This window comes from Amaricoccus macauensis (assembly GCF_014201905.1).
Classification (GTDB): Bacteria; Pseudomonadota; Alphaproteobacteria; order Rhodobacterales; family Rhodobacteraceae; genus Amaricoccus; species Amaricoccus macauensis.
Genome location: NZ_JACHFM010000001.1, coordinates 341,432 through 364,368 on the forward strand (window position 1 = coordinate 341,432; position 22,937 = coordinate 364,368).

Here is a 22,937-nt window from a genome sequence, read left to right on the forward strand (position 1 = left end):
CGGGCATGCGGGTCGACACGCTCTCCCCCTACCGGCGCCGGAAGGGGAACCAGATCGCGCCGCCCCCGTCGCCATGGACCGGCTCGGCCTTCTCCCGGAGGTCACGACCCGGAACCCCGGTTACGGGAGCCGGCGGCACGCCGGTGGCGCCGGCAACCGCAACCCTCTGCGCATCGGCCAGTGCCGAGCCGGCGCGCTCCATCGTCTCCACGGTGCTCTCGAGCCCCGCCCGGATCCCGCCGAGCGCATCGGTTACGCGCGCCGACAACGCTTCGATTTCAACCGTCAGGCCGCGCGTCCGTCTGAGCGCGGCATCCGCGAGGGCTTCGGCGCGCGCATCATCCTCCTCGCGCACCCGGAAAGCCGCGGCGTTGGCGTCGGCGTAAGCCGCAATCGAGCGGCTGAGCGAGGTGAGCGAGGCACGGATCGAGTCTTCCGCCGCGGAACCGGCGCGGGTGACGTGCGTCGAGATCGCGGCGACGGTTCGCGCGGACGTCTGCTCGAGAGTCGTTCGCAGCATCGCCTCATGCGCCTCGGCATCCGCGGTCATCCGCTCCCGGAGCGTATCGACCGTGAGCGCCGTCGCCTCCGAGATCTTCACCCCCTGTTCGGAAGCGAGCTGGATCGCCTCCGTCGAGAATGTCTTCATCGTCGCGATGCTCAGCGCCAGCTCGACCCGGAGCTCGCGGGCGGCCTGCTGCAGTTCGATCCGGGTTTCGCGATCCCGCGCCACGATGTCCGGCCGCAGCTGAATGAAGATGACCCGCAGGAGAATGCCGAGGATCGTCGAGACGAGTGCGATGCCGAAGCCGGCCACGACGGATCGCATGAGCTCGGTCTGCTCCGCGCTCTGCGTGAGCTGGTAGAGCGTTGCCGAGAGCGAGGAGAGCGTGAGCAGGAAACCGAGGTAGTAGCAGTTGTCCCCGATCGCTTCCGGCTCGATCTGCAGCCGGCCGAGCGCCGTCACGGCGGCGACGTAGGCCAGCATCGCACCGACCGCGCAGCCCATGGCCCAGAACGGCCCGAAACCCAGGAACTTCAGCGTCCACGATCCGGCCGATCCAAGGAGGAACGCGAGCACGAGCGCCACCTTGTCCAGGTGATCGCGCGCCGAGAGGTCGCGGTGGAAAGCCGTTCGCAAGGCCATTTCAGAGGTCCCCGAGCGTCTGCGGATCGACCGCGCCCACGCCCTGCGTTTCGAGGTAGCGAACCCAGAAGTCGTCGACGGCGGCCGCGTCTACCTTGCTGTCGGTTCTCGGCACGCGCAGAAGCGTGACGTCGGTCCCGTCGAGGTTGCGGGCGAGGCGGCCGAACGCGGACGATGCGTGGAAACTCTGCCAGTCCTCCCCGCGATAGAAGCTCATCGCGTCGCTGTTCTGCATCAGATCCGACACGATCACGACGCGATGCGGGGCCCCGTCCTGTACGGGAAGGCTCGCCATGCCGGCGAGGAGCGCCTGCAGCCCTTCCATGATGGGCGACTGCTTCGCCTCGCCGGACTCCAGCATCGAGCCGACCTCGGCGCGATACGGCTTCACGAAGCCGTCCTGGAAGCGGGCCTCCACCTGTCTCGAATTCCGGGTAAGATCGCCGCCTTCAGCGCCGGTGAGCGGGCGGCAGAGCGCGAAGGCCGCGCCCGTCTGGCCCGGGTCATCGCTCACCCGGCCCAACGCCACGAGTGTCCCTCGCGGGCTTGCCAGCACCATCTTGTCGAGTGCGGCGCGCAGCGCGAGCGATTGCGTGGCGCTGATCGGATCCGTCATGTCGAGGAGGATCGCAAGCGTGCCGACGGCTCCATCCGTCGGGCAGAGGGTCGCCGCGTCCATCCGGTCCGCCTGAACCTGACGAAAGGCGAACCAGCTCACCCCGCCGACGGCAGCGAGCAAGGCCACGATGCCAAGCGTGACCAGCCAGACGGGGCGACCCTGCCCCGGCCGGCGGCGTGATGAATGGCGGCCTGCGGGCCGCGCGGACCTGCCCCGTGCCATCAGGAATTGCTCCCCGCGAGCCCGGGCGTCCCGCTTTCGGTCCGTTTCGGGGCACGGGAGAAGGGGTCGCCCCCGGCCGCAAGGCTCGCCTCAAGCTCCTGAATCGTCGGATAGACGGCGATCGCCTCGGAATAGGCCCGCTCTATGTCGGCGATCGCCGCCGACACGAGATCGCTCACCCGAGCCTGTTCGGACAGGGCCTGCTCGCGAAGCGCATCCGCGGGACGCGCGAGGTTCATCTCAGGGAAGGCGTAGGGCTGGTCAAAGTGCCGGGGCACGGGCACCCCGGGCCCCCCGGGTCTGGCCGCGCGGTTGGCATCGCGGTAGGTGGCGAGCAGCGCGCTGGCCTTGGTATCACACTGCTCGATGAAGCGATCGAGCTCCGAGCGAAGCGAACTCTGCCCGTAGAGCGCGTCAACCGCTTCCCGAATCCAGGTCTTCATCTGCAGGTTGGCATCACGAAGCTCGTCGATCGCATTGTTGCGGTCGTGCTCGAGGGTCGCGATCGCGTCGTTGAGATCGAAGGCGTATTCGGCGCGAGCCCTCGTCACTTCCCCGTAGACCGCGGGGTAGCCGGGGTACGGGTCGATCGTGTGGTAGGTCTTCAGGCCGACGATGATCGCCGCGGCGATGCCGAGGAGCATCAGGAGCGCGGACAGGAAGCTGTCGAGCGCAAGCGGCGTGGTCCAGAGCGCATGCCAGGAGCGCGAGAGCGCCGGCTCGAGTTCGAGACCAGCCTCGAGGGCGTCGCGGAAGTGCGCGACCCCGAGGTTGAAGCCGATGCAGACAACGGCGCCGACGACGAAGGACACCAGCCCGATCAGCTTCCAGAACGGGCTCCGGTGATTGAGGTTGCGCGCGAAGTACGTCGTCAGGCTGGCAATCATGGCATTCGCCGCGGCGATCATCCCGGCGAGTCCCGCGCCACCCATGAAGCCCTGCGACATCACCTTGGCGAACAGCAGGGAGTTCGCGAGCGCCTCGATGATCGCCACGAAAAGGACGATCAGGAACCAGTTGGGGAAGCTCGCCTGTCGGGCAATGTGGAGGACGCGATGCTTCTCGCGAAAGTGCCGGAGGTCCGCGACCGCATCGCGGATCTTGGACATGGGTGTCGCCATGCGCGCCTTCCACACCGCGACCTGCGATTGAAAGTCGCCGCGAGCCGTCGATGCCGCGATCTCGACTTCATCGCGGGCATCGCCGGCGCGGGCGAGGCGGGAGTCGTAGACCCGGACGTTCTCGAAATAGGTGTCGATGCCCTTCCTGCGAAGGTCGCCGACCCGCGCGATGATCCTTGTTTCGATCGAGTCGAGCCCGGTTTCGTCGGGACCGGGCGCATTGCGCTTTCCGCGGGCCTTGCCCTCCGACGCCAGCGACAGATCAGATTCGAGCCGCGCCGTGTCGATCGCCGGGAACACTGCGCTGGCGGGCGTGAACGCGTCCGACCGAAAGAAATCTCGTAGGCCCGGCATCGAGTCCTCCCCTGCCCCCGTGACGATCCGTCCCCGAAGGACCGAGCAGTCGCAATTGTCTGAAGATTCGCCGGCCAAAATAGCGAGGGAACCGGGACTGTGCGAGAGTGCGCATTAGTAGTTCGTTAACGCATGAGCCGCCGCGACGCTACGTCACACGACCACCGCGCAAGTTCGGAGAGAGGGCCACCTCCCCCGTTGGCGGCGCGCGGCCGGTCGACCTCATTGCCGGTCGATCGGTCCTGACAGCGCGGCAGGGGGAAGGCCCGGGTCGGGACTGCCCGCGCTCGCGCGGCCGTCGGGCGTCAGCCGGCACGTTGCCGGTGCGGATGGCAGCCCGCCGCCAAACGTGTCGTCGGGACCAGTGGGGCCGAGATCACGGCTGTCCTGCGCCAGTCGGGCACGGATCGCGCCAGCCCGGTCATGGCTGCCGGGATCGGTGCCGGTGGCGGCGATCGCAGTCACGAAGGCGGTGGCAATCGAGGTCCCGGAGAGATAGCGCCCGCCGTTGCCGAGCGGGACGTAGACGTCGACCCCCGGCGCGGCGAAGTCGATCCAGCGGCCACGCGGTGCGCCGCGATAGGGCTCAAGATCAGCGTCGATCGCGGTCACGGCGATCGCGTCCGGAAACGCCGCCGGCCAGCGCGGCGGAGCGTCGCTGCCGTCGTTGCCGGCGGCCGCGACGATGGTCATCCCATGCTCGGACGCCGCGGCGAGGCCCCGCTCCAGGATCTTGTTGTAGGGACCCGCGAGGCTGACGTTGACCAGCCCGACGGTCTCGGAGGCCAGCCAGTCGAGGGCGCGAACGAGGTCGTCGACGCCGGCGGCCGCGGCCCGGCCGGGCACGGAGCCGACCACCGCCGCGTGATAGAGCCTGACGCCGGTCAGACGTCCCGGCCCGGCGAGGATCTCGGCGATTGCGGTCCCGTGAGCGTCCGACGGCGCGCCGCCGGTGAAGTCACGGGTGGTCAGGCTCCCCGCCGGGAGCACAATGGCCGCGGGGTCGACGGCAGTGTCGATCATGCCGACAGGAACCGCGGCGGGACAGCCCGCGGCCGGCCAGCCGAGCAGCGCCGCCGCGTAAGCGCGGGGACTGCCGGCAGGCCGCGGCGGCTCCGGCTCGGGACGATAGGCGTGATTGCGCCCCACGACGCTGCCCGGCGCCGCGCGTTCCAGCGCGCGGATCGCGGCGGGAGCATCGGTCCCGGATGGAACCCGCAGGACCAGCAGGTCGCGATCAAGGCCCGCGAGGCTGTCGCGTCGGTCGATCGAATAGCCGCGCTGCTGCGCCTCGGCCACCAGCAGGTCGGCGGTCAGCGGCCCCGGTGCGAGGGCAACCAGTTCGTCCGGGTCGACAACGTTCAGGGACTCCCGGGTCACGGGTCCGGCAGGAGCGGGCTCGGTACAGGCTGCCGGGAGCCCGGCCAGCGCGATGAATGCAAGGAAACCAAATGAACGTCGCAAAATTTCGTCCCTCCCGCGACGGCTCAGGGGCGCAGTGTCACTCTGCCGCAAATTCATGCAAAAATGAACCGCCTCGCTCCGTCGCACGACTAACCGAGGCAGCGGGCACCATATCGAGGTGCAGTGGCGGAGAGCCGGGAGGACGCCCATGGCCGAAGACTCCGATGACCCGACCGATGAAGCGTTGGTGGGCTACGTCCGCGGCCGGCTGCCCGAAGCGGAGGCCGGCCACATATCCGCACTGGCGGCGGAGCGGCCGGAGCTTGCCGCGAGGATAGCGCTGGCGGCGGCAATCGCGGCGGACGTGGATGCGGAGGCGGCGGGGCCGGGTCCGGGTGAGCTCGGGTGGCGACGCATTGCCCGGGCGCTCGACGCGGAGGCCGCCCCGCGGCCGGCCCGAAACCGGCTCTGGGGCTTCGCCGCCGCGGCAGCGGCCGTCGTGCTCCTCTGGCAGGTCTCGGCCCTGATGCAGGGCGGACCGGAACCGGGCTATGCCCCCGTCAGCGACCAGCCCGGCGACCATCCCGGCATCTCGGTCGCCTTCACGCCGGATCTCACCGAGACGGAGATGCGCGACCTGCTCCGCTCTGTCGGCGCCGAGGTGGTGGGCGGTCCGAGCGCGGTCGGCCTGTGGCGCCTTGGCTTCGCTGACGCGGCGGCACGGGACGCGGCGCTCGCGCGCCTGACGCGAGACCCGAGGGTCCAGAGCGCGCAGGCCGACTGACACCACGGCATCAGGCCATGCGAACCGCGGTGAGGCAGTGCATCAGCAGCCGTTTCGCGTGCAGGATCCGGGTCTTGATGGTTCCGACCGGCACGCCCTCGATCGTCGCGATCTCGCCGTAGGGCAGGTCCTCGTAGAACGCGAGGTGGATGGCGGAACGATGGCTGTTGCTGAGCCGCGCGATGCAGTCGCGCAGGCGTGCCGCATCGCTCGCGGCCACGACGATTGCCTCCGGGTCGGGGGCGTCGTCGGCGACCTCGGGGTCGGGGTCGGGCAACGGCACCTCACGGAGGCCCCGGCGCATCCGGTCGACGGCGCGGTTGCGGGCGATGCCGAAGATCCAGGTGCGGACCGAGGAGCGGCCCTCGAACCGGGCGGCGACCCGCCAGACCTCAAGAAAGACATCCTGCATGACGTCCGCCGCCTCGAAGGGATCACCGAGACGATAGCGGAGGAAATTGTAGAGGGGCGTGGAGTGCCGCTCGTAGAGCGCCTTCAGCGCGGTACGCTCACCCCTGCCAATCCGTCTGAGCAGGTCGGTGTCATCCATCGGACACTCCATCCGGCCGGACACAATCGTCCTGCCGTGCATGAAGCCGGGCGGAGGCGCTTCCGTCTGCGCCGCCGCCCGGGTGAAAGTGTAGGGGTTCACCCGACACCGATCAAATCAGAAGGTGAAATCGCTTGCGTCGAAGATACCGGGATTGACGTTCTCGATGGTGAGCTCATGCGTCCCGAGGTCGATCACCACGTCAGCGCCGGTATCGTGGACGCGGCCCACGAGGTCGCCGATGTCGTTCAGCCAGCCGAACCCGGCGAACTGGATCTTGTCCTGGCCGTTCTGGAAGTCGGTGATCGTGTCCTCGCCGCGCCCGAAGACAAAGGTGTCGCTGCCTGACCCGCCCGTCAGGACGTCGTCGCTGTCACCGCCCCGCAGGACGTCCCAGCCGGCGCCGCCGTTCAGCTCGAGCTCGATCTTCCCGTCGAGCCCGTTGCCGCCGACGATCGTGTCGTGGCCCTGGCCACCGTTCACCCGGAGCACCTCGGTCGAGCCGATGTCGAGGCTGAACGGGATGAGGTTCACCCGGTCGAAGTCAACCCGCGCGCCGCTGCCCGCGATGGTGAAGCTGTCGCCGTCGGTGTCCGAGCCATTCACCACGACGGTGTCGTAGCCCTGCCCGCCGTCCATGCGGTCGGACCCGTCGCCGTTGTTCCAGATCATCCGGTCGTTCCCGGACCCGCCGTCCATCGTGTCGCTGCCACGGAAACCGGTCAGCGTGTCGTGCCCCCAGTTGCCGGTGATCTCGTCAGCGCCATCGCCGCCGGTGATCCGGTCGTGGCCGGTGCCGCCGCTCAGCACCATCCTGATGAGCCCGTCGAGCCCGGCCCCGCCGGTCATGGTATCATTGCCGCCGCCACCGTTGACGCGGAGCTCTTCGCTCGAGCCGATGTCGAGGCTGAACGGGATGAGGTTGACCCGGTCGAAGTCGACCCGTGCGCCGTTGGCGGCGATGGTGAAGTCGTCGCCGTCGGTGACCGAGCCGTTCACCGTGACAGTGTCGTAGCCCTGCCCGCCGTCCATGCGGTCGGACCCGTCGCCGTTGTTCCAGATCATCTGGTCGGCGCCGGCGCCGCCGCTCATGGTGTCGCTGCCGCGGAAGCCGACGATCGTGTCCCGCCCCCAGTCGCCGTTCAGCACGTCGGCGCCATCGCCGCCGGTGATCTGGTCGTGGCCGATGCCGCCGCTCAACACCATCCTGATCAGCCCGTCGAGCCCGCCTCCGCCGGTCATGCTGTCATTGCCGCCGCCGCCGTTGACGCGGAGTTCCTCGGTCGAGCCGATGTCGAGGCTGAACGGGATGAGGTTCACCCGGTCGAAGTCGACCCGCGCACCGTTGGCCGCGATGGTGAAGTCGTCCCCGTCCGTGACCGAACCGTTCACGACGACGGTGTCGTGGCCCTGCCCGCCGTCCATGCGGTCGGAGCCGTCACCGTTGTTCCAGACCATCTGATCGGCGCCGGCGCCGCCGCTCACCGTGTCACTGCCGGTGTTGCCGACGAGAACATCATTGCCGTTGCCGCCGAGCAGCGTGTCATCGCCCGCCCCGCCGAAGACCGTGTCATGGCCGCCGAGCGCGTCGATGAAATCGGCGAATGCCGTGCCAGCCAGCGTCTCGCCCCAAGGGTTTCCAATGATTTGTGCCATAGCTTGCTCCTAATGTTCGGCGATTGCCCGTCCAATCCGGGGTCGCAGAAGTTGGTCGCGCCGTGGCGTCGATCGGTTCAATCACCGGCCGGGATCAGCAGAGGGAAGATTGGCGCGACGCACAGGGAGCAACGCCTTGCGTGGCGTTCGGGCGGCCACGCGGCTCAGGGCTTTGCCCGCGCCTCCGCGTCACCCGCCCGGGTGGGGCATGGCGCGGTCCGTGTCGCGCCGGCCGGCGGTACGGGGTCAGGCGAAGCCGAGCGCCGCGGCGGCGCCCGCCAGCGAGGCGAGCACCGGCACATCGGGCGGGAAGGCGGAGCCGCCCTCCTCGTCGCGAATGCCGAGGAAAGGGATGCCGAGGCTGCGGGCCGCGTCGAACTCGGTTGTCGAGTCGCCGACGGCAAGCGCCCTCTCCGGCGCCACTCCCTCCGCCGCGAGGATGCGGGCGAAGGCGTCGCGCTTCAGCGTCGGAGCCCCGACGACGGAATGGAAAAATCGCTCGAGGCCGCGGGCCGCGACGATGTGCCGGAGTTCCTCCTCGGGTGTGCCCGAGATGACGTGCAGGCGGCTCGCGTCGCAGGTCGCCTCGAGGAAGTCCTCGGCCCCGTCCACGAAAGGTGCGGCCAGCACTGCCGAGAGCACGATGTCGGTGAACCGGGCGGACAGCGCGGCGACCCGTGCTTGGTCCGCCGGGCGGTGGAACAACGTCGCCTCGAAGTGGCGGAACTTCTCGTCGCGCGAGACCCCGCCATGGGCGCGGTGGTAGGCGACGATCCCGGCGACGTGCGCGGGGTCCTCGTCACGGTAGATCTCCGCGAAGGCCCGGGTCTTGATCTCGGCCGAGACCAGCACGACCCCATCGAAGTCGAGCAGCATCGCAGCCGGACGCCGTGGCAGGGAGAGGAGCGCGGTGTCGGTCATCGGGGACCGGGCCGTCCCGCCGCGAACCGGGCCGAGCGCGCGGCGATCGCGGCGGCAGGGCGCACATCCTCCGGCGATTTCAATCGTCTGCGCATGTCGCCGGTGACTTCTTCCGCTGCATTTCAGTCGCGCCTGCAAGGATAGCGGCGCCAGCCGCGGCGGCAAGCCGCATTCATCCGTGCTGTGCGAGATCGCCATGAGGCTCGTCAATCCGGAGGCCGGACCCGCTTTGCGAGGGCAGCCCGTCACCGTCGCCATGCGGATCGCCTTGCCGGATCATACGTTATACAGTAACAGTCATTAATGTTATATTATAACGATTCTGCGCCGTGCCTGCGAACCCGGAGCGATCGCTTCGCATGGCCTGCCCGGCATGATCGAGGAGAGACGAACACGATGAGCCTCAGGGCAACCACCGCCGCCGTTCTGGCGGTCACCGCAGGAGCCGCCTTCGCGGGCGAGGTGACGGCCGAGCGGCTCTTTGTCTCGGATCGTGATCAGCCAAAGGTGACGGCGGTCGATCCCGCGAGCGGCCGCATCCTCGACACGTTCGGGATCAGGGGCCCGGCGGCGCTCTACCGCAGCGCCAGCGGGCAGACGGTCTTTGCCGTTCAGGGCGACGCCGGCGCGGTCACCGCGATCTCGACGGGCATCGCCATCGAGGACCATGGCGACCACGGCGACATTCACGTCAAGGCTCCGTCGCTGACCGGAACCGAGATCGCCGGCAAGGCGCCATCGCATCTCGTCGAGCATGACGGGATGTTCGCGGCGTTCTTCGACGGAGAAGGCACGGCGCGCCTCTTCCCGGAAACGGTGGCCCTCGCGGGGGCGCCTGCGACGAGGGAAGTCAGGGCGCCGGCCCCGCACCACGGCGTGGCGGTCCCTTACGGCGCTCATGTGCTGCTGTCGGAGCCGAACGCGGACGACCCCAAGGCGCTGCCGGTCGGCATCCGGATCGTCGATGCCGCGGGCGCCCCGGTGGGGGACATCGCGGCATGTCCCGACCTGCACGGCGAGGCGTCCTCGGGAAGCCTTGTCGCCTTCGCCTGCGCGACCGGGTTGCTGATCGTCACCGGTGGCGGGGACGCGCCCGAGGTGCGGCATGTCGCCTACCCGGCGGACCTGCCGGAGGGCAAGTCCACGACGCTGCTCGGCGGTCGCGGCCTGCAGTATTTCCTCGGCAACTACGGTCCCGACAAGGTCGTCCTGATTGACCCGACCGCCGAGGCCGACGCCTTCCGGCTGGTGGGGCTGCCGACCCGGCGCGTGACCTTCGCCGTCGATCCCGTCCGGGCGCGGTACGCCTACGTGCTCACCGAGGACGGCGTGCTGCATCGCCTCGACGTGCTCGCCGGGAGGATCGACACCACCCTCCGGGTGACCGATCCCTACTCGATGAACGGCCACTGGAACGACCCGCGCCCGCGCATCGCGGTGACGGGCGAGCAGATCGTCATCACCGATCCGCTGCAGGGCAAGCTCCACCTCATCGACGCTGCGAGCTTCACCAGCGCCGGCGAGATCGCCGTCACGGGCAAGCCCTACAACATCGTCGCGGTCGGCGGGTCGGGACAGACCCACGGCGACGGGCACGCCGCCGGCCACGACCACGACCATGCGGACGACCGGATTTACCGGGGCCATTTCGAAGATGCCGAGATCGCGGACCGCACGCTGAGCGACTGGGCCGGGGACTGGCAGTCGGTCTATCCCCTGCTCCAGGCCGGAGCGCTCGACCCGGTCATGGCCCACAAGGCCGAGCATGGCGACATGAGCGCCGAGGAGCAGAAGGCCTACTTCGAAACCGGCTATCGGACCGACGTCGAGCGGATCACGATCGATGGCGATGTGGTGACGTTCTTCCGGGACGGCCAGCCGGTCACGGCGCGCTATGCCGACGACGGCCACGAAATCCTGACCTACGCCAAGGGCAATCGCGGCGTGCGCTACATCTTCAGGAAAGTCGATGGCGACGCCGCAGCTCCGCTGTTCATCCAGTTCAGCGACCACAGGATCGCGCCGGGGGCGGCCGACCACTATCACCTCTACTGGGGCGACGATCGGGCCACCGTGCTCAGGGAACTGACGAACTGGCCGACCTACTATCCCGCCTCGATGGGTACCGATGACGTTGTGCGCGAGATGATGGCGCACTGACCGCGGGCACGCCTCCGCCCTCTCCCCGCCCGGCCACGCCGGGCGCTTCCCTTCGCACGTCAAGCATCAGGGGCTCGCCATGCTCGCGACAGCCAAACCCGCCGACCTTCTGCCCGTCACCGTGCTTTCCGGCTTCCTCGGCGCCGGAAAGACCACGCTGCTGAACCGGATCCTCGCGAACCGCGAGGGCCGGCGCGTGGCGGTGATCGTCAACGACATGTCGGAGGTGAACATCGACGCCGATCTGGTGCGCGCCGGCGGCGCCGATCTCAGCCACTCCGAGGAGAAGCTCGTGGAGATGACGAACGGCTGCATCTGCTGCACGCTGCGCGACGATCTCCTCGTCGAGGTCCGCCGGCTCGCCGCCGAGAACCGCTTCGACCATCTCGTCATCGAGTCGACCGGCATCGCCGAGCCGCTGCCGGTCGCCGCCACCTTCGCCTTCCGCGACGAGAACGGCGACAGCCTGTCCGACGTGGCGCGGCTCGACACGATGGTGACAGTGGTCGATGCGGTGAACCTGCTCGCCCGGTATTCGAGCCAGGACTTCCTGCGCGACACGGCCGAGTCCCTCGGGGAGAATGACGAGCGCACGATCGTCAACCTTCTCGTCGAGCAGATCGAATTTGCCGACGTCATCATCCTCAACAAGGTCTCCGACGCCGGGCCCGTCCTCGTCGAGACCGCGCGCAAGATCATCCGCAGCCTGAACGCCGGCGCGGAGCTGATCGAGGCCGACTTCGCCGGGGTGCCGCTGTCCGACGTGCTCGACACCGGCCGCTTCGACTTCGACCGCGCGCATGAGCATCCGCTCTGGGCCCGCGAGCTCTACGGCTTTGCATCCCACGTTCCCGAGACCGAGGAGTACGGCATCGCCTCCTTCGTCTACCGCGCGCGGCGGCCGTTCCATCCCGAACGCCTGCAGGCCCTGCTGACCGGGCCGCTGCCCGGGGTGATCCGCGCCAAGGGCCACTTCTGGATCGCGACGCGGCCCGACTGGGTGGGCGAGTTCAGCCTCGCCGGCGCCGTCGCCCAGACGTCCGGTCTCGGCCGCTGGTGGAGCACTGTGCCGAAGGACCGCTGGCCGGAGAGCCCCGACTGGCGCGAGATGGTGCAGTCGAAGTGGGACGGAACCTGGGGCGACCGGCGGCAGGAGCTCGTCTTCATCGGCGTGGACCTCGACGAGACGGCGATCACCGCCGCCCTGGACGCCTGCCTTTTGCCCGCGGAAGCCTTCGCCCCGGACGACTGGGCGCACCTGCCCGATCCGTTCCCGCGCTGGGCGGCGGCGGAGATCGCGGCGTGACCGCGCTCCCGCGGCTCGCCACCGCGATGAACAGCAGCGACAATCCGGACGTGCTCCGCACCGTCGGCATGTCCGGTGTGGCGCTCGCGGTCTGGACACCGACCCAGCCCGACGGCTTCCAGGACTGGATCGAGAGCCTGCCGTCGGAACGACTGCCCCGACTGCGGGCGACGTTGCCCGCGCAGCACGCAAGAGACGCCGTCGCCGCGGCTTGCGACAGGGCGGCGACCCCTGCCGGCGCGTACCGGGACCATCTGGTCGATCGCGCGGCGTACATCGCGACCCTCGCATCTGACATCCTGGCCTCTCTGCTCGTCGAGCTGCGCCTCGACGTGACGAGCGGTCAGGCATGCCCGAAGTGGCATCTCGACTCGGTTCACGCACGGCTGCTTTGCACGATGCGCGGCTCGGGAACCGAGTTCGGGCCGGCGCGGTCGGACGGCACACCGTCTGCCGTCCACCGTCTTCCCACTGGCGCCGTGGCCCTCTTCCGCGGCCTGCTCTGGCCCGGCAAGGAGCTTCCGGGCGTCATCCACCGCTCGCCACCGGCGCGCTCTGGCGCGACCCGACTGTTGCTTGTCGTCGACCCCGTCGAGGCCCATCCCTGCTGACGCCCGCGCCGGGATCATCTGATCCGCACGGCGTGCCTGCCCGGGCGGGGTTTTCATGCTGCCGGCGGCGGAGCGGTTGACGGGACACGGGAGACCCCGAAGGCCAGCTCTCGCACGGCGGCGGCGTCGGCGCATTTCAGGGTCTCGCGCGGCTGTCGAACGATCGCCCGAACGATCGCCGAGGGACGGAAACCCGACGTCTTGCCGGACCTCCATTTCTTCCGAAAAAGCCCATTGACTTCGTTTTGCTGCACTGCAATATAAATGGTGCAGCGCAGCAATCAGCGCGTAACCAACGCTACCGAGGAACCGCTCCCATGTTCGACGTCAAGACCTTCGACTTCAAGCCGTTCGATTTCAAGAACTTCGACCCCAAGGCCTTCGGCTTCTCGCCCGAGGCGTACACCGAGGCGCTCAAGGCGTTCAGCCCGGAAGGCATCCGCGCCGCGTTCGCGAAGCTGCCGGGCCTCGACCCCAAGTCCGAGCCGTTCGCGGCAGGCATCGCCGCCCACAACAAGGCCACCGAGACGCTCGTGCGCGACTCCCGCGCTGCCCTCGAAGCCTGGTCGACCCTCGTCGCCAACCAGGTCGCCATCTTCGAGGACACCGTGAAGACCGCGTTCGCCGGTGTCGCCCCGGCGCCGAAGGCTGCTCGCGCCGTCCGCACCGCGAAGGCCCGCGCCTGACCCTTTCGCAGCGCCGCGAGACGGCGCTGCATCCGCATCACGGCACGGCCCGGCCTTCTCCTCCCCGAAGGCCGGGCCGTGCTTGTCATCGGTGGTCACAGCAGACCAGTCAGAGTTCGCTGTAGTCGTGCGCCTCGAGCGTCATCGGGGCGATCTGCGGACGCGTCCCCCAGAAGAACCGCGCGACATAGGCAACGAGCAGCACCGCAAGGCTGACGGCACCGAGGGCGAGCGGGGTGCGCTGGTCCGGGATGAACGCCATCGCCACGACGATCCCGACCATGCCGAAGATCGCCAGGTAGGTGAGGTACGGGTAGGCCCACATCCGCACGATGAGCCGCTCGGGAGCTTCGCGCTCCAGCCTCGCGCGAAGGCGCAGCTGGGAGATCGCGATCAGGACGTAGACGAAAATCGCGACGGTGCCGTAGGAGTTGACGAGGAAGGCGAACACCGTGTCCGGCGAGATGTAGGACATGACGACCGAGGCGTAGCCGAAGAGCGTCCCGAAGAGGATGGCACGCACCGGCACCCCGCTCCGGCTGAGCTTGGCAAGGCTCTTGGGCGCATCGCCCCGCTTCGTCAGAGCGAAGAGCATCCGTGACGAGGCGTAGACCCCCGAGTTCAGGGCGGACAGCACCGCGGTCAGCACGACGGCGTTCATGATCTGCGCCACCGCCGGAACTCCCATCGCTCCGAGCGCGCTGACGTAAGGCGTGGCGATGCCCGTCGAGCTCCACGGCACGATCGCGACGACGAGAAGCACCGAGCCGACGTAGAAGACGAGAACCCGCGTGATGACCGAGTTCGTGGCGCGCGCCACGGCCTTCTTCGGCTCCGCGCATTCGGCCGCCGCGATGGTCACGATCTCCGCCCCGAAATAGAAGCCCGTCGCGGCGACCGCACCGGTCAGGATCGGCGCGATGCCGTTCGGCGCGAAACCGCCATGCGCCCACAGATTGGTGAGGCCCGGGGACTCGGTCGGCCACATTCCGAGCAGGAAGAGCGTGCCGAGGAACAGGAAGACGACGATCGCCGCCACCTTGATCGAGGCGAACCAGAACTCGAACTCACCGAAAGACTTCACCGAGAACAGGTTCGTCGCGGTCAGCACCACGATCAGCACGAGGCTGATGATCCATGCCGGCACGTCGGGCAGCCAGAACTGGATGAGCGTAGCTCCTGCCACCGCTTCGAGCGCGACGACGATCACCCAGAAGTACCAGTACATCCATCCGGTCAGGAACCCGGCCAGATCTCCGACGAAGACGTTCTTCCCCCAGGCGAGCCGCGCGTACTCGTAGAAGGATCCGACCGCCGGCAGGGCGACGGCCATCTCTCCGAGCATCCGCATCACCAGAACCACCAGGACGCCGGTGATCAGGAAGGAGATGACCGCTGCGGGACCGGCGGACTGGATGATCACACCACTGCCCACGAAAAGGCCGGCCCCGATCACCCCGCCAAGGGCGATCATCGTCATGTGTCTCTGCTTCAGGCTGTGTTGCAGACCTCCGGATTCGGTCGGGCCGTCGACCCCGTTCTTGGCTGTTGAAAGTGTTACGGTCATGAGGCGTATTCTCCCATCAATTCCAGTTCATGCTGGCTCCGTCCGGCATGAGGCCGGCGGTCGGGCGAGTGGTGCTGTCGCGCCTCTCTCTCGCGTGTGCAGCCGCCGTCGGTGGCTCCGAATGCCCGTTCAGGCAGCCGGTGCAGCCTGCTGCACGGCAGTGACCGCGATCAGGGCGCGGACATCGTCGGCGGTGCAGCCGCGGGAAAGGTCGTTGGCAGGGTGGGCAAGGCCCTGGAGGACCGGGCCGATGGCGAGCGCGCCGCCGATCCTCTGGGCGATCTTGTAGCCGATGTTGCCGGCTTCGAGATTTGGGAAGATGAGCACGTTCGCTTCGCCACGCGTGGCCGAACCCGGGGCCTTGCTGGCGTTGACGAGCGGCACGAAGGCGGCGTCGAACTGCAGCTCGCCGTCGATGGCGAGCTCCGGGCGCCGGTTGCGGACGATCTCGGTCGCGGTGCGGACCGTATTGACGCGGGCGTGGGTGGCGCTGCCCATGGTGGAGAAGGACAGCATGGCGACGCGGGGTTCGGTGCCGAGCAGCGCCGCGCAGGAGTCCGAGGCCGCGAGGGCGATCTCGGCCAGTTCCTCCGCGTTCGGATCGACGACGAGGCCGCAGTCGGAGAAGACGAAGCCCCCCTTGCGGACCTGATCGGGACTGCAGAGCAGCATCAGGAAGAAGCTCGAAACGAGGCGGGTGCCGGGCGCGGGCCCGATGATGCGGAGCGCGGTGCGCACGGTGTGGGCGGTCGTGGCGACGGCGCCGCCGATCATGCCGTGGGCGCCCCCCTCGCGGACCAGCATGGCGGCGAATGCCAGCGGGTCGAGCAGGATCGCCTCGGCGTCGGCGGCATCGGCGCGGCCGGCGCGCAGGGTCCGGTAGGCCTCGATGAAGGCGGCTCGGCTGGACGCGGTCGCCGGGTCGATGATCTCGAAGCGGGCCGGGTCGCCGCCGGCGGCCGTGAGGCCGGCGGCGACGGTGTCGGTGCGGCCGAGCAGGGTGAGCTCGGCGAGCCCCTCCGCCTCGGCGCGAACCGCCGCCGCCAGGATGCGGGGGTCCTCGCCCTCGGCAAGGACGATGCGGCGGCGGGCAGCCCGGGCGGCAGCGAACAGGCGGTCGAGGGGTTGCATCTCAATTGCCTCCGTGGCCGAGGAGTTCGAGGCCGCCGAGGATGAAGACGGCGAGGAACAGGGTTTCAGCGATGACGAGCGCAATCGCCGTGACGCCGACTTCGCGGATCGAGCGCATCGAGGTCTTCATGCCGACGGCGGCGATGCCGAGGACGAGGGCCCAGCGCGAGGCGTCGATCATGACGGTGGCAGCCGGTGCGGGAACGATGCCGACCGAGTTCGCCACGGCGAGGACGATGAAGCCGATCACGAACCCCGGGAGGAGCGGCGGGCGGGCACCGCCTTCGCCCCCGCTCTCGTTGGGAACGAATCGGCGGATCGACAGCGAATAGACGAGGACGACAGGCGCGAGCAGGGTGACGCGGAAGAGCTTCACCAGCGTCGCGGCCTCGCCGGCGGTATCGGAGACCGAGAAGCCGGCGCCGACGACCTGGGCAACGTCGTGGATGGTGGCGCCGAGGAAGATGCCGGTCGCCTTGTCGTCGAAGCCGAGAACCGAGCAGATGATCGGGTAGGCGACCATGGCCGTCGTCGAGAGCAGCATCACCGAGATCACGGTGAAGATGAGATTGCGCTCGGAGTGCTCGTTGCGCGGCAGGACGGCGGCGATCGCCATGGCGGCGGAAGCGCCGCAGATCGCGACGGCACCACCGGTGAGAAGCGCGATCCGCCAGCCGCGACCAAGGACGCGGGCGGCAAGGAGCGCAAAACCGATCGTCGCCGCGACCGCGAGGACGCAGAGGGCGATGGTGTCGAGGCCGATGCCGAGCAGGAGATCGAAACTCATGCGGGCGCCGAGCAGGGCGACGCCGAGCCGGAGAACCGTCCGGCTGGTAAAGGCGATGCCGGGTGCGGCCGCCCCCTCCTCGGAGAGGAACTGGAAGGCGATGCCGAGCAGGAGCGCCAGCAGCAGCGTCGGCGCGCCGTAGTGGTCGGAGAGGAACTGCGCCGCCAGCGAGATCACCAGGCAGGCGAGGACGCCGGGGGCGAGGCGGCGCACCGGGTCGGCGAGGCGGCGGAGGCGGCTGTCCGGAAGCGGAGTCGTGTGGGTCATCGGGCGCGTCCTCAGGAGTGAAAGGGCGGTCCCACGCGCGGAGCCATGGCCGTGCCATCGGTCTTGCGCGTGAACATTCGGGCACGGCGACCAGCCCTCAACCGAGGTTTCCGGTCGGTCGATACGCGGGGGGCGACAGGCAGGGATGGGGTGGCCGGCTCGGAGGCGCGGGATGGCCGGTCCCCGGGGGCGCTTGGGGACCGGCCTTGGTGGGCGCCAGCTCTGCGCCCACCAAGCTCGCGGCTCAGGCGACCTGCTGGGGCCGCATGTCTTCCTTGCGGATGCCGGCAACGGAGACCGGCTTCTTCATGGCGTCGCGACGGAACGGCTCGCCGAGCTCCTGGTTGAGCACGACCTCGATGAACGTGGTCACGCCGTCGTTCATCTGCTCCTTGACCGCGGTGCGCAGCGCCTCGGTCAGCTCGTCCATCGTCGTTGCCTGGACGCCCTTCAGCCCGCAGCCTTCGGCGACCTTGGCGTAGTTGACGCCGACGTTGAGCTCGGTGCCGACGAAGTTGTCATCGAACCACAGCGTCGTGTTCCGCTTTTCCGCGCCCCACTGGTAGTTGCGGAAGATCACCATGGTGATCGGCGGCCAGTCGTTGCGGCCGCAGGCGGTCATCTCGTTCATCGAGATGCCGAAGGCACCGTCGCCGGCAAAGCCGATCACCGGCATGTCCGGGCAGCCGATCTTCGCCCCGAGGATCGCCGGCAGGCCGTAGCCGCACGGTCCGAAGAGGCCGGGCGAGAGGTACTTGCGGCCCTGCTCGAAGCTCGGATACGCGTTGCCGATGGCGCAGTTGTTGCCGATGTCGGTCGAGATGATCGCCCCTTCCGGCATCGCCGCCATGACCGCGCGCCAGACCTGACGCGGGCTCATGCGCTCGGGATCGCGCTTGCGGGCGCGGGCGTTCCACGTCACGCCCTCGTCGGTGTCCTCCTCGTGGGTGAGCGAGCTCAGTTCCTGCGCCCAGCGCGACTTGGTCTGTGCGACGAGATCGCGGCGGGCACGGCCGGCCTCGCTGCCGCCCTCGGGAAGTGCCGCGAGCAGCTGCTCGGCGACCTTCTTCGCATCACCCTGGATCGCCACGTCGACCTTCTTGGTCAGGCCAATGCGGTCGGGGTTGATCTCGACCTGGATGATCTTCGCACCCTTCGGCCAGTAGTCGATGCCGTAGCCGGGCAGCGTCGAGAACGGGTTCAGCCGGGTGCCGAGCGCGAGCACGACGTCGGCCTGGGCGATCAGCTCCATCGCCGCCTTCGAGCCGTTGTAGCCGAGCGGCCCGACCGCGAGCGGGTGGCTGCCCGGGAAGGCGTCGTTGTGCTGGTAGTTGCAGGCGACCGGAGCATCGAGCGCCTCGGCAAGCCGTGCGCTCGCCTCGATCGCCCCGGACAGCACCACGCCGGCACCGTTCAGGATGACCGGGAACTTCGCCGAGCGCAGCAGCTTCGCCGCCTGGGCGACAGCTTCCTCGCCGCCGGCCGGCCGCTCGAGCCGGATGATCTGCGGCAGCTCGATGTCGATGACCTGGGTCCAGAAGTCGCGGGGGATGTTGATCTGCGCGGGAGCCGAACGGCGCCACGCATTCTCGATCACCCGGTTCAGCACTTCGGCCATGCGCGACGGGTCGCGGACCTCCTCCTGATAGGCGACGCAGTCCTTGAACAGCGCCATCTGCTCCATTTCCTGGAAGCCGCCCTGCCCGATCGACTTGTTGGCGGCCTGCGGCGTCACCAGCAGCATCGGCGTGTGGTTCCAGTAGGCGGTCTTGATCGGCGTGACGAAGTTGGTGATGCCCGGGCCGTTCTGGGCGATCGCCATCGACATCTTGCCGGTCGAGCGGGTGTAGCCGTCAGCGATCATGCCGGCGGTGCACTCGTGCGCGCAGTCCCAGAAGGTGATGCCCGCGGCGGGGAAGAGATCGGAGATCGGCATCATGGCCGAGCCGATGATCCCGAAGGCGTGCTCGATCCCGTGCATCTGCAGGACTTTGATGAAGGCTTCCTCGGTCGTCATTTTCATGGCGGCTTCCTTTCCTTTTAGAAGTCAGAGGGTCTCGTCGCGGAGTTGGTACCAGCGGTACATCGCGCGCTGGCCGAGCCGGCGGAACGGCGTCAGGATCCCGTGGTGGGGCAGTTCACCGGTGAAGATCGGCAAGTCGGGGACCGGCTTGCCGGCGATCAGTTGGGCCATGCGGCGGCCGGCCTGGGCGGAGTACATGACGCCGTTGCCGCCGTAGCCCATGGCGTAGTGGATCGTCTGTCCCCGGACCGGCCGGGAGATCCGCGGCATCATGTCGTGGCTGACATCGACCCAGCCCCACCACGAGTAGTCGAGCGGCACGCCCTTGAGCGCCGGGAACTTGCGGTGCATGCCCGCGAGCAGCAGCTCGAGGTGCTTCGGGTTCTCGGCATCGGCGCCGGTGACCGCGCTGCGGCTGCCGATCTGCAACCGGTTGTCCGGCAGCAGTCGGTAGTAGTGGCGCAGGGTCCGGGTGTCCGTCAGGATCATCCGGGTCCGGAAGCCGCAGGCCTGGCGCTCGGCCTCCGTGAGCGGCCGGGTGGCGACCGAGTTCGACAGGATCGGCATCAGGCGATGGCTCGTGAGCTTCGCCATCCCGGGCGCGGTGTAGCCGGCGGTGGCGATCCCGACCGAACGGGCCCGAACCGTGCCGCCGGGGGTCTTCAGATGGTGCACGCCGTCACGGGTCTCCCAGCCGGAGACCGGGCTTGCGGTGTGCACCTTGGCGCCGAGACTGCGGGCCAGGTCGAGATAGCCGAAGGCGAGCTTGCCGGCGTGGATGCCGATGCCATCGGGCTCGTACATCGCGCCCCCGGCCTCTTCATCCTTCAGGTAGTCGGCGTGCAGTTCGGAGCGGCCGATGATCCGCGTCGGGTAGCCGAAGGCTTCGTTGAGCAGCTGCGACTGCTTCTCGAGCTTCGGCATCATCTTTGCCCGATGCGCGATGTAGAGGTGGCCGTCGGCCTGCGGCTCGCAGTCGATGTCGGCGATCAGCGACCGGAAGAGGTCGAACGCCTCGATCATCTCGCCGTGCATCTTCCGGGCGACGTCGATGCCCCAGCGCTTGATCCACTGGCCGCGCGTCAGGCGACCCGCAGAGATCTGGGCCTGACCGCCGTTGCGGGTCGAGCAGCCCCAGGCGACGCCGTTGGCTTCGAGCACGGTCGCCTTGATGCCGTGGTCGCGGGCGAGGTGGATCGCGGTCGAGAGGCCGGTGTAACCCGAGCCGATGATCGCGACGTCCACGTCCATGTCGGCCGTCACCGGACCATCATCTGCCGGTGGAGTCCCGGCGGTGCCGATCCAGTAGGTCGGGCAGTAGTCGCGCCCTCTGCCCGGGCCGCCGTCCGTAACCGGATCGTAACGCGGGTCGTAGGGGCTCTGGGGGACGAAGGAGTTCTGAGGGACAAGGTGCTTTTGCATGACAGCGGATCCCGGATGGGCGTTGCTCAGGCGAGGGGCGGACGCTGCTTGCGGAGCGCTTGCTTGTGGACGATCTGCCCGTCCTTGAGGCGGAAGAGATCAGCTCCCTGGGCCTCGATGCGGCTGCCGTCGGCCGCGGTGCCGGAGAAGGTCCACTCGGAAACCGCGCGGTCGCCCTGCACGAGGTGGTCGCGGTGGTCCCAGCGGGCATCAGGCATCGCGGTCCAGACACCTTCGAAGGCCTTCGCGATCGCGTCGCTACCCTCGATGCGGGTGCCGTGGACCTCGGGACCGGCCACGGTGTCGAAGACGCAGTTCTCGTCGAAGAAGGCCATGATCGCGGCGACGTCGTGGCGGTTGAAGGCGTCGAAGAGGTCCGCGAGGTCGTTGGGGGTGGTGATACGGGGCATTGGACAAGGTCCTTTCAGGCAAGCCGGCTCCGGTGCCGGACCCTGTGGGGTCCAGCCGGGCAGGCGTGGGGGAAGAAGGTCGGATCAGGCGGTCGGATCAGGCGATGCGATCAGGCGATCACACGCGGCCCTTCCAGGGGATCAGGCGGCGCTCGGCGTAGCGGATGAGCAGATCGAAGGCGAAGGCGAAGGCGCCGATGACCATGATCCCCATGATGACGGTGGCGCTGTCGAGGAACTGGGCGGCGTTCAGCACCATGAAGCCGAGGCCCTTGGTCGCGGCCACCATTTCGGCGGCGACGAGGGTGGTCCAGCCGACGCCGATGCCGATCCGCATTCCGGTGAAGATCTCGGGCAGCGCCGCCTTGGTCACCACGTGGGTGAGGACCTGGGTCCGGGAGGCGCCCATGGCGTAGGCGGCATGCATCTGCTCGGTGGCGACCGAACGGACACCGGCACGGGCGGCGATCGCCATCGGCGCGAAGATCGCGAGGAAGATCAGGAAGACCTTCGAGACTTCACCGATGCCGAGCCAGATGATGACGAGCGGCAGGTAGGCAAGCGGCGGCAGCGGCCGGTAGAACTCGATCACCGGATCGAAGATGCCGCGGGCCCAGCGGCTCATGCCCATCATGATGCCGATGGGGATCGCCGTCACCGTCGCGAGAAAGAAGGCGGAGAGCACGCGGAACAGGCTGGCGCCGGTGTGCTCGGCGAGGGTGGAGCCCGCGACGCCCTTGGTGAGCGCGATGAGGAACTTGTTCCAGACCGCGATCGGCGAGGGCAGGAACAGCGGCTTGACGAGACCGGCCTGGGTCACGAGGAACCAGAGGCCGATCAGCACTGCCCCGGTAACCAGGCTGATGGTGGCGGAGGGGCCGCCGGGGAGGCCGTAGAGCGCACCCGGCTGGGCGGGTTTCTGGGCGAAGAGGCCCGATCGCCGCGGGCGCGCGGGCGGTCGCAGGGCGACAGTCTGGTCAGACATGGACGAATTCCTCCTTCTGGCCGGCGCGCTCGTCGCCGTAGATGATGCCGAGGATCGTCTCGCGCATCTTGATGAAGTCCGGGCTCGACTTGATGGCGCGGGAGTCGCCCGACTCGAGGAAGCGGCGGTTGAAATCGAGGTCGTAGGTGTGGGTGATCCGTCCCGGCCGCGGCGACATGACGATCAGCCGCGAGCCGAGGAACAGCGCCTCCTCCACCGAGTGGGTGATGAAGAAGAACATCTTGTCGGAGACCGACCAGATCTTCAGCAGCAGCTCCTGAATCGTCTCGCGGGTCAGCGCGTCGAGCGCGGCCATCGGCTCGTCCATGAGCAGCATCTCGGGGTCGCAGGTGAGTGCCCGGGCGATGCCGACACGCTGCTGCATGCCGCCGGAAAGCTGGTAGATCATGTGGTTGTGAAAATCCTGCAGCCCGACGAGCGCGAGGTTCTTCGCAGCCTTCTCCCGACGCTCCGACCTGGACACGCCCCGCAGCTTGAGACCGAACTCGGTGTTCTCCATCACCGAGAGCCAGGGCAGCAGCGCGTGCTTCTGGAAGACGACGCCACGATCGGCGCCCGGCCCGTCGATGCGGTGGCCGCCGAGATTGAGCTCGCCCTCGGATGGGGACATGAAGCCCGCCATGAGGCTGAGCAGCGTGGTCTTGCCGCAGCCAGAGGCGCCGAGGGCGACGACGAAGTCGCCCTGCTTGATCGTCAGATTCACCCCCTTCAGTGCCACGACGGGGCCGTGGCTGTTGATCGCGGGGTAGGTCAGGCCAACGTTGCGGACTTCCAGCATTGCCT

Annotated in this window: 20 protein-coding genes; 5 read left to right on the forward strand and 15 right to left on the reverse strand. The window is 68.7% G+C overall.

The genetic code is table 11. The features are described from left to right. Positions 1 to 28: 28 nt before the first annotated feature. From HNP73_RS01630 to HNP73_RS01645, 4 genes are all read right to left on the reverse strand, one after another. On the reverse strand, positions 29 to 1,147 hold the full coding sequence (locus HNP73_RS01630; protein WP_184146474.1) for a hypothetical protein: 1,119 nt from the start codon (positions 1,145 to 1,147) through the stop codon (positions 29 to 31). 1 nt (position 1,148) lies between these two features. Continuing rightward, positions 1,149 to 1,988: a hypothetical protein gene (locus tag HNP73_RS01635; RefSeq protein WP_184146476.1), complete on the reverse strand. Its 840-nt coding sequence runs from the start codon at positions 1,986 to 1,988 to the stop codon at positions 1,149 to 1,151. Next, on the reverse strand, positions 1,988 to 3,463 hold the full coding sequence (locus HNP73_RS01640) for a hypothetical protein (RefSeq protein ID WP_184146478.1): 1,476 nt from the start codon (positions 3,461 to 3,463) through the stop codon (positions 1,988 to 1,990). Before HNP73_RS01640 ends, HNP73_RS01635 begins: the two co-directional genes overlap by 1 nt. Before the next feature lie 222 nt (positions 3,464 to 3,685). Then, entirely contained in the window at positions 3,686 to 4,843 is a 1,158-nt protein-coding gene (locus tag HNP73_RS01645; RefSeq protein WP_184146480.1) for a S8 family serine peptidase, read from the reverse strand. A gap of 232 nt (positions 4,844 to 5,075) precedes the next feature. Here HNP73_RS01645 and HNP73_RS01650 point away from each other — a divergent pair, with 232 nt between their 5' ends. Beyond that, the gene (locus HNP73_RS01650; protein WP_184146482.1) at positions 5,076 to 5,651 is read left to right on the forward strand and encodes a hypothetical protein; all 576 of its coding nucleotides are present in this window, start codon (positions 5,076 to 5,078) and stop codon (positions 5,649 to 5,651) included. A gap of 10 nt (positions 5,652 to 5,661) precedes the next feature. Here the strand turns inward: HNP73_RS01650 and HNP73_RS01655 are convergent, their stop codons facing one another. The 3 genes from HNP73_RS01655 to HNP73_RS01665 form a co-directional block, all read right to left on the reverse strand. Further along, positions 5,662 to 6,201: an RNA polymerase sigma factor gene (locus HNP73_RS01655; protein ID WP_184146484.1), complete on the reverse strand. Its 540-nt coding sequence runs from the start codon at positions 6,199 to 6,201 to the stop codon at positions 5,662 to 5,664. A 117-nt stretch (positions 6,202 to 6,318) separates the two neighbouring features. Further along, complete coding sequence (locus HNP73_RS01660) at positions 6,319 to 7,857, reverse strand: calcium-binding protein (protein ID WP_184146486.1); 1,539 nt, start codon at positions 7,855 to 7,857, stop codon at positions 6,319 to 6,321. Positions 7,858 to 8,103: 246 nt separating this feature from the next. Continuing rightward, positions 8,104 to 8,778, reverse strand: a complete 675-nt coding sequence (locus HNP73_RS01665) for an HAD family hydrolase (RefSeq protein WP_184146488.1) — start codon at positions 8,776 to 8,778, stop codon at positions 8,104 to 8,106. A gap of 396 nt (positions 8,779 to 9,174) precedes the next feature. Between HNP73_RS01665 and aztD the strand changes: the two genes are divergently transcribed. The 4 genes from aztD to HNP73_RS01685 all read left to right on the forward strand — a co-directional run bounded on the left by aztD (position 9,175) and on the right by HNP73_RS01685 (position 13,541). After that, on the forward strand, positions 9,175 to 10,938 hold the full coding sequence (aztD, locus tag HNP73_RS23065) for a zinc metallochaperone AztD (RefSeq protein WP_184146490.1): 1,764 nt from the start codon (positions 9,175 to 9,177) through the stop codon (positions 10,936 to 10,938). A gap of 79 nt (positions 10,939 to 11,017) precedes the next feature. Then, positions 11,018 to 12,244, forward strand: coding sequence for a zinc metallochaperone GTPase ZigA (gene zigA, locus HNP73_RS01675; RefSeq protein ID WP_184146492.1), 1,227 nt, complete (start codon positions 11,018 to 11,020; stop codon positions 12,242 to 12,244). Then, positions 12,241 to 12,855 (forward strand): DUF1826 domain-containing protein, encoded by a 615-nt coding sequence (locus HNP73_RS01680; RefSeq protein WP_184146494.1) that lies wholly within the window; start codon positions 12,241 to 12,243, stop codon positions 12,853 to 12,855. The genes zigA and HNP73_RS01680 overlap by 4 nt, the downstream gene beginning before the upstream one ends. Positions 12,856 to 13,172: 317 nt before the next feature. Next, positions 13,173 to 13,541 carry a hypothetical protein gene (locus HNP73_RS01685; RefSeq protein WP_184146496.1) on the forward strand — a complete coding sequence of 123 codons (369 nt, stop codon included), beginning with the start codon at positions 13,173 to 13,175 and terminating at the stop codon, positions 13,539 to 13,541. A gap of 109 nt (positions 13,542 to 13,650) precedes the next feature. Here HNP73_RS01685 and HNP73_RS01690 read toward each other — a convergent pair whose 3' ends face one another. The 8 genes from HNP73_RS01690 to HNP73_RS01725 all read right to left on the reverse strand — a co-directional run bounded on the left by HNP73_RS01690 (position 13,651) and on the right by HNP73_RS01725 (position 22,932). Next, complete coding sequence (locus tag HNP73_RS01690; protein ID WP_184146498.1) at positions 13,651 to 15,021, reverse strand: amino acid permease; 1,371 nt, start codon at positions 15,019 to 15,021, stop codon at positions 13,651 to 13,653. A 216-nt stretch (positions 15,022 to 15,237) separates the two neighbouring features. Continuing rightward, entirely contained in the window at positions 15,238 to 16,239 is a 1,002-nt protein-coding gene (pta, locus tag HNP73_RS01695) for a phosphate acetyltransferase (protein ID WP_184146500.1), read from the reverse strand. 1 nt (position 16,240) lies between these two features. Next, positions 16,241 to 17,293: a YeiH family protein gene (locus tag HNP73_RS01700; RefSeq protein ID WP_184146502.1), complete on the reverse strand. Its 1,053-nt coding sequence runs from the start codon at positions 17,291 to 17,293 to the stop codon at positions 16,241 to 16,243. Between the two features lie 244 nt (positions 17,294 to 17,537). After that, positions 17,538 to 19,316, reverse strand: coding sequence for a sulfoacetaldehyde acetyltransferase (xsc, locus tag HNP73_RS01705; RefSeq protein WP_184146504.1), 1,779 nt, complete (start codon positions 19,314 to 19,316; stop codon positions 17,538 to 17,540). Between the two features lie 24 nt (positions 19,317 to 19,340). Then, positions 19,341 to 20,738, reverse strand: a complete 1,398-nt coding sequence (locus tag HNP73_RS01710) for an NAD(P)/FAD-dependent oxidoreductase (protein ID WP_184146506.1) — start codon at positions 20,736 to 20,738, stop codon at positions 19,341 to 19,343. A 26-nt stretch (positions 20,739 to 20,764) separates the two neighbouring features. Next, positions 20,765 to 21,148, reverse strand: coding sequence for a nuclear transport factor 2 family protein (locus HNP73_RS01715; protein ID WP_184146508.1), 384 nt, complete (start codon positions 21,146 to 21,148; stop codon positions 20,765 to 20,767). A 118-nt stretch (positions 21,149 to 21,266) separates the two neighbouring features. Continuing rightward, a complete protein-coding gene (locus HNP73_RS01720; RefSeq protein WP_184146510.1) occupies positions 21,267 to 22,133 on the reverse strand; it encodes an ABC transporter permease subunit in 867 nt (288 codons plus the stop codon). Beyond that, complete coding sequence (locus HNP73_RS01725; RefSeq protein WP_184146512.1) at positions 22,126 to 22,932, reverse strand: taurine ABC transporter ATP-binding protein; 807 nt, start codon at positions 22,930 to 22,932, stop codon at positions 22,126 to 22,128. The genes HNP73_RS01720 and HNP73_RS01725 overlap by 8 nt, the downstream gene beginning before the upstream one ends. Positions 22,933 to 22,937: the final 5 nt, after the last annotated feature.

Coding starts and splice junctions, on each gene's coding strand:
- HNP73_RS01640 (WP_184146478.1), bottom strand. CDS start 3,463: ATGCCGGGCCTACGAGATTTCTTTCGGTCGGACGCGTTCACGCCCGCC.
- HNP73_RS01720 (WP_184146510.1), bottom strand. CDS start 22,133: ATGTCTGACCAGACTGTCGCCCTGCGACCGCCCGCGCGCCCGCGGCGA.
- HNP73_RS01665 (WP_184146488.1), bottom strand. CDS start 8,778: ATGACCGACACCGCGCTCCTCTCCCTGCCACGGCGTCCGGCTGCGATG.
- HNP73_RS01710 (WP_184146506.1), bottom strand. CDS start 20,738: ATGCAAAAGCACCTTGTCCCTCAGAACTCCTTCGTCCCCCAGAGCCCC.
- HNP73_RS01685 (WP_184146496.1), top strand. CDS start 13,173: ATGTTCGACGTCAAGACCTTCGACTTCAAGCCGTTCGATTTCAAGAAC.
- HNP73_RS01655 (WP_184146484.1), bottom strand. CDS start 6,201: ATGGATGACACCGACCTGCTCAGACGGATTGGCAGGGGTGAGCGTACC.
- zigA (WP_184146492.1), top strand. CDS start 11,018: ATGCTCGCGACAGCCAAACCCGCCGACCTTCTGCCCGTCACCGTGCTT.
- xsc (WP_184146504.1), bottom strand. CDS start 19,316: ATGAAAATGACGACCGAGGAAGCCTTCATCAAAGTCCTGCAGATGCAC.
- HNP73_RS01700 (WP_184146502.1), bottom strand. CDS start 17,293: ATGACCCACACGACTCCGCTTCCGGACAGCCGCCTCCGCCGCCTCGCC.
- HNP73_RS01725 (WP_184146512.1), bottom strand. CDS start 22,932: ATGCTGGAAGTCCGCAACGTTGGCCTGACCTACCCCGCGATCAACAGC.
- HNP73_RS01660 (WP_184146486.1), bottom strand. CDS start 7,857: ATGGCACAAATCATTGGAAACCCTTGGGGCGAGACGCTGGCTGGCACG.
- HNP73_RS01630 (WP_184146474.1), bottom strand. CDS start 1,147: ATGGCCTTGCGAACGGCTTTCCACCGCGACCTCTCGGCGCGCGATCAC.
- pta (WP_184146500.1), bottom strand. CDS start 16,239: ATGCAACCCCTCGACCGCCTGTTCGCTGCCGCCCGGGCTGCCCGCCGC.
- HNP73_RS01650 (WP_184146482.1), top strand. CDS start 5,076: ATGGCCGAAGACTCCGATGACCCGACCGATGAAGCGTTGGTGGGCTAC.
- aztD (WP_184146490.1), top strand. CDS start 9,175: ATGAGCCTCAGGGCAACCACCGCCGCCGTTCTGGCGGTCACCGCAGGA.
- HNP73_RS01715 (WP_184146508.1), bottom strand. CDS start 21,148: ATGCCCCGTATCACCACCCCCAACGACCTCGCGGACCTCTTCGACGCC.
- HNP73_RS01635 (WP_184146476.1), bottom strand. CDS start 1,988: ATGGCACGGGGCAGGTCCGCGCGGCCCGCAGGCCGCCATTCATCACGC.
- HNP73_RS01690 (WP_184146498.1), bottom strand. CDS start 15,021: ATGACGATGATCGCCCTTGGCGGGGTGATCGGGGCCGGCCTTTTCGTG.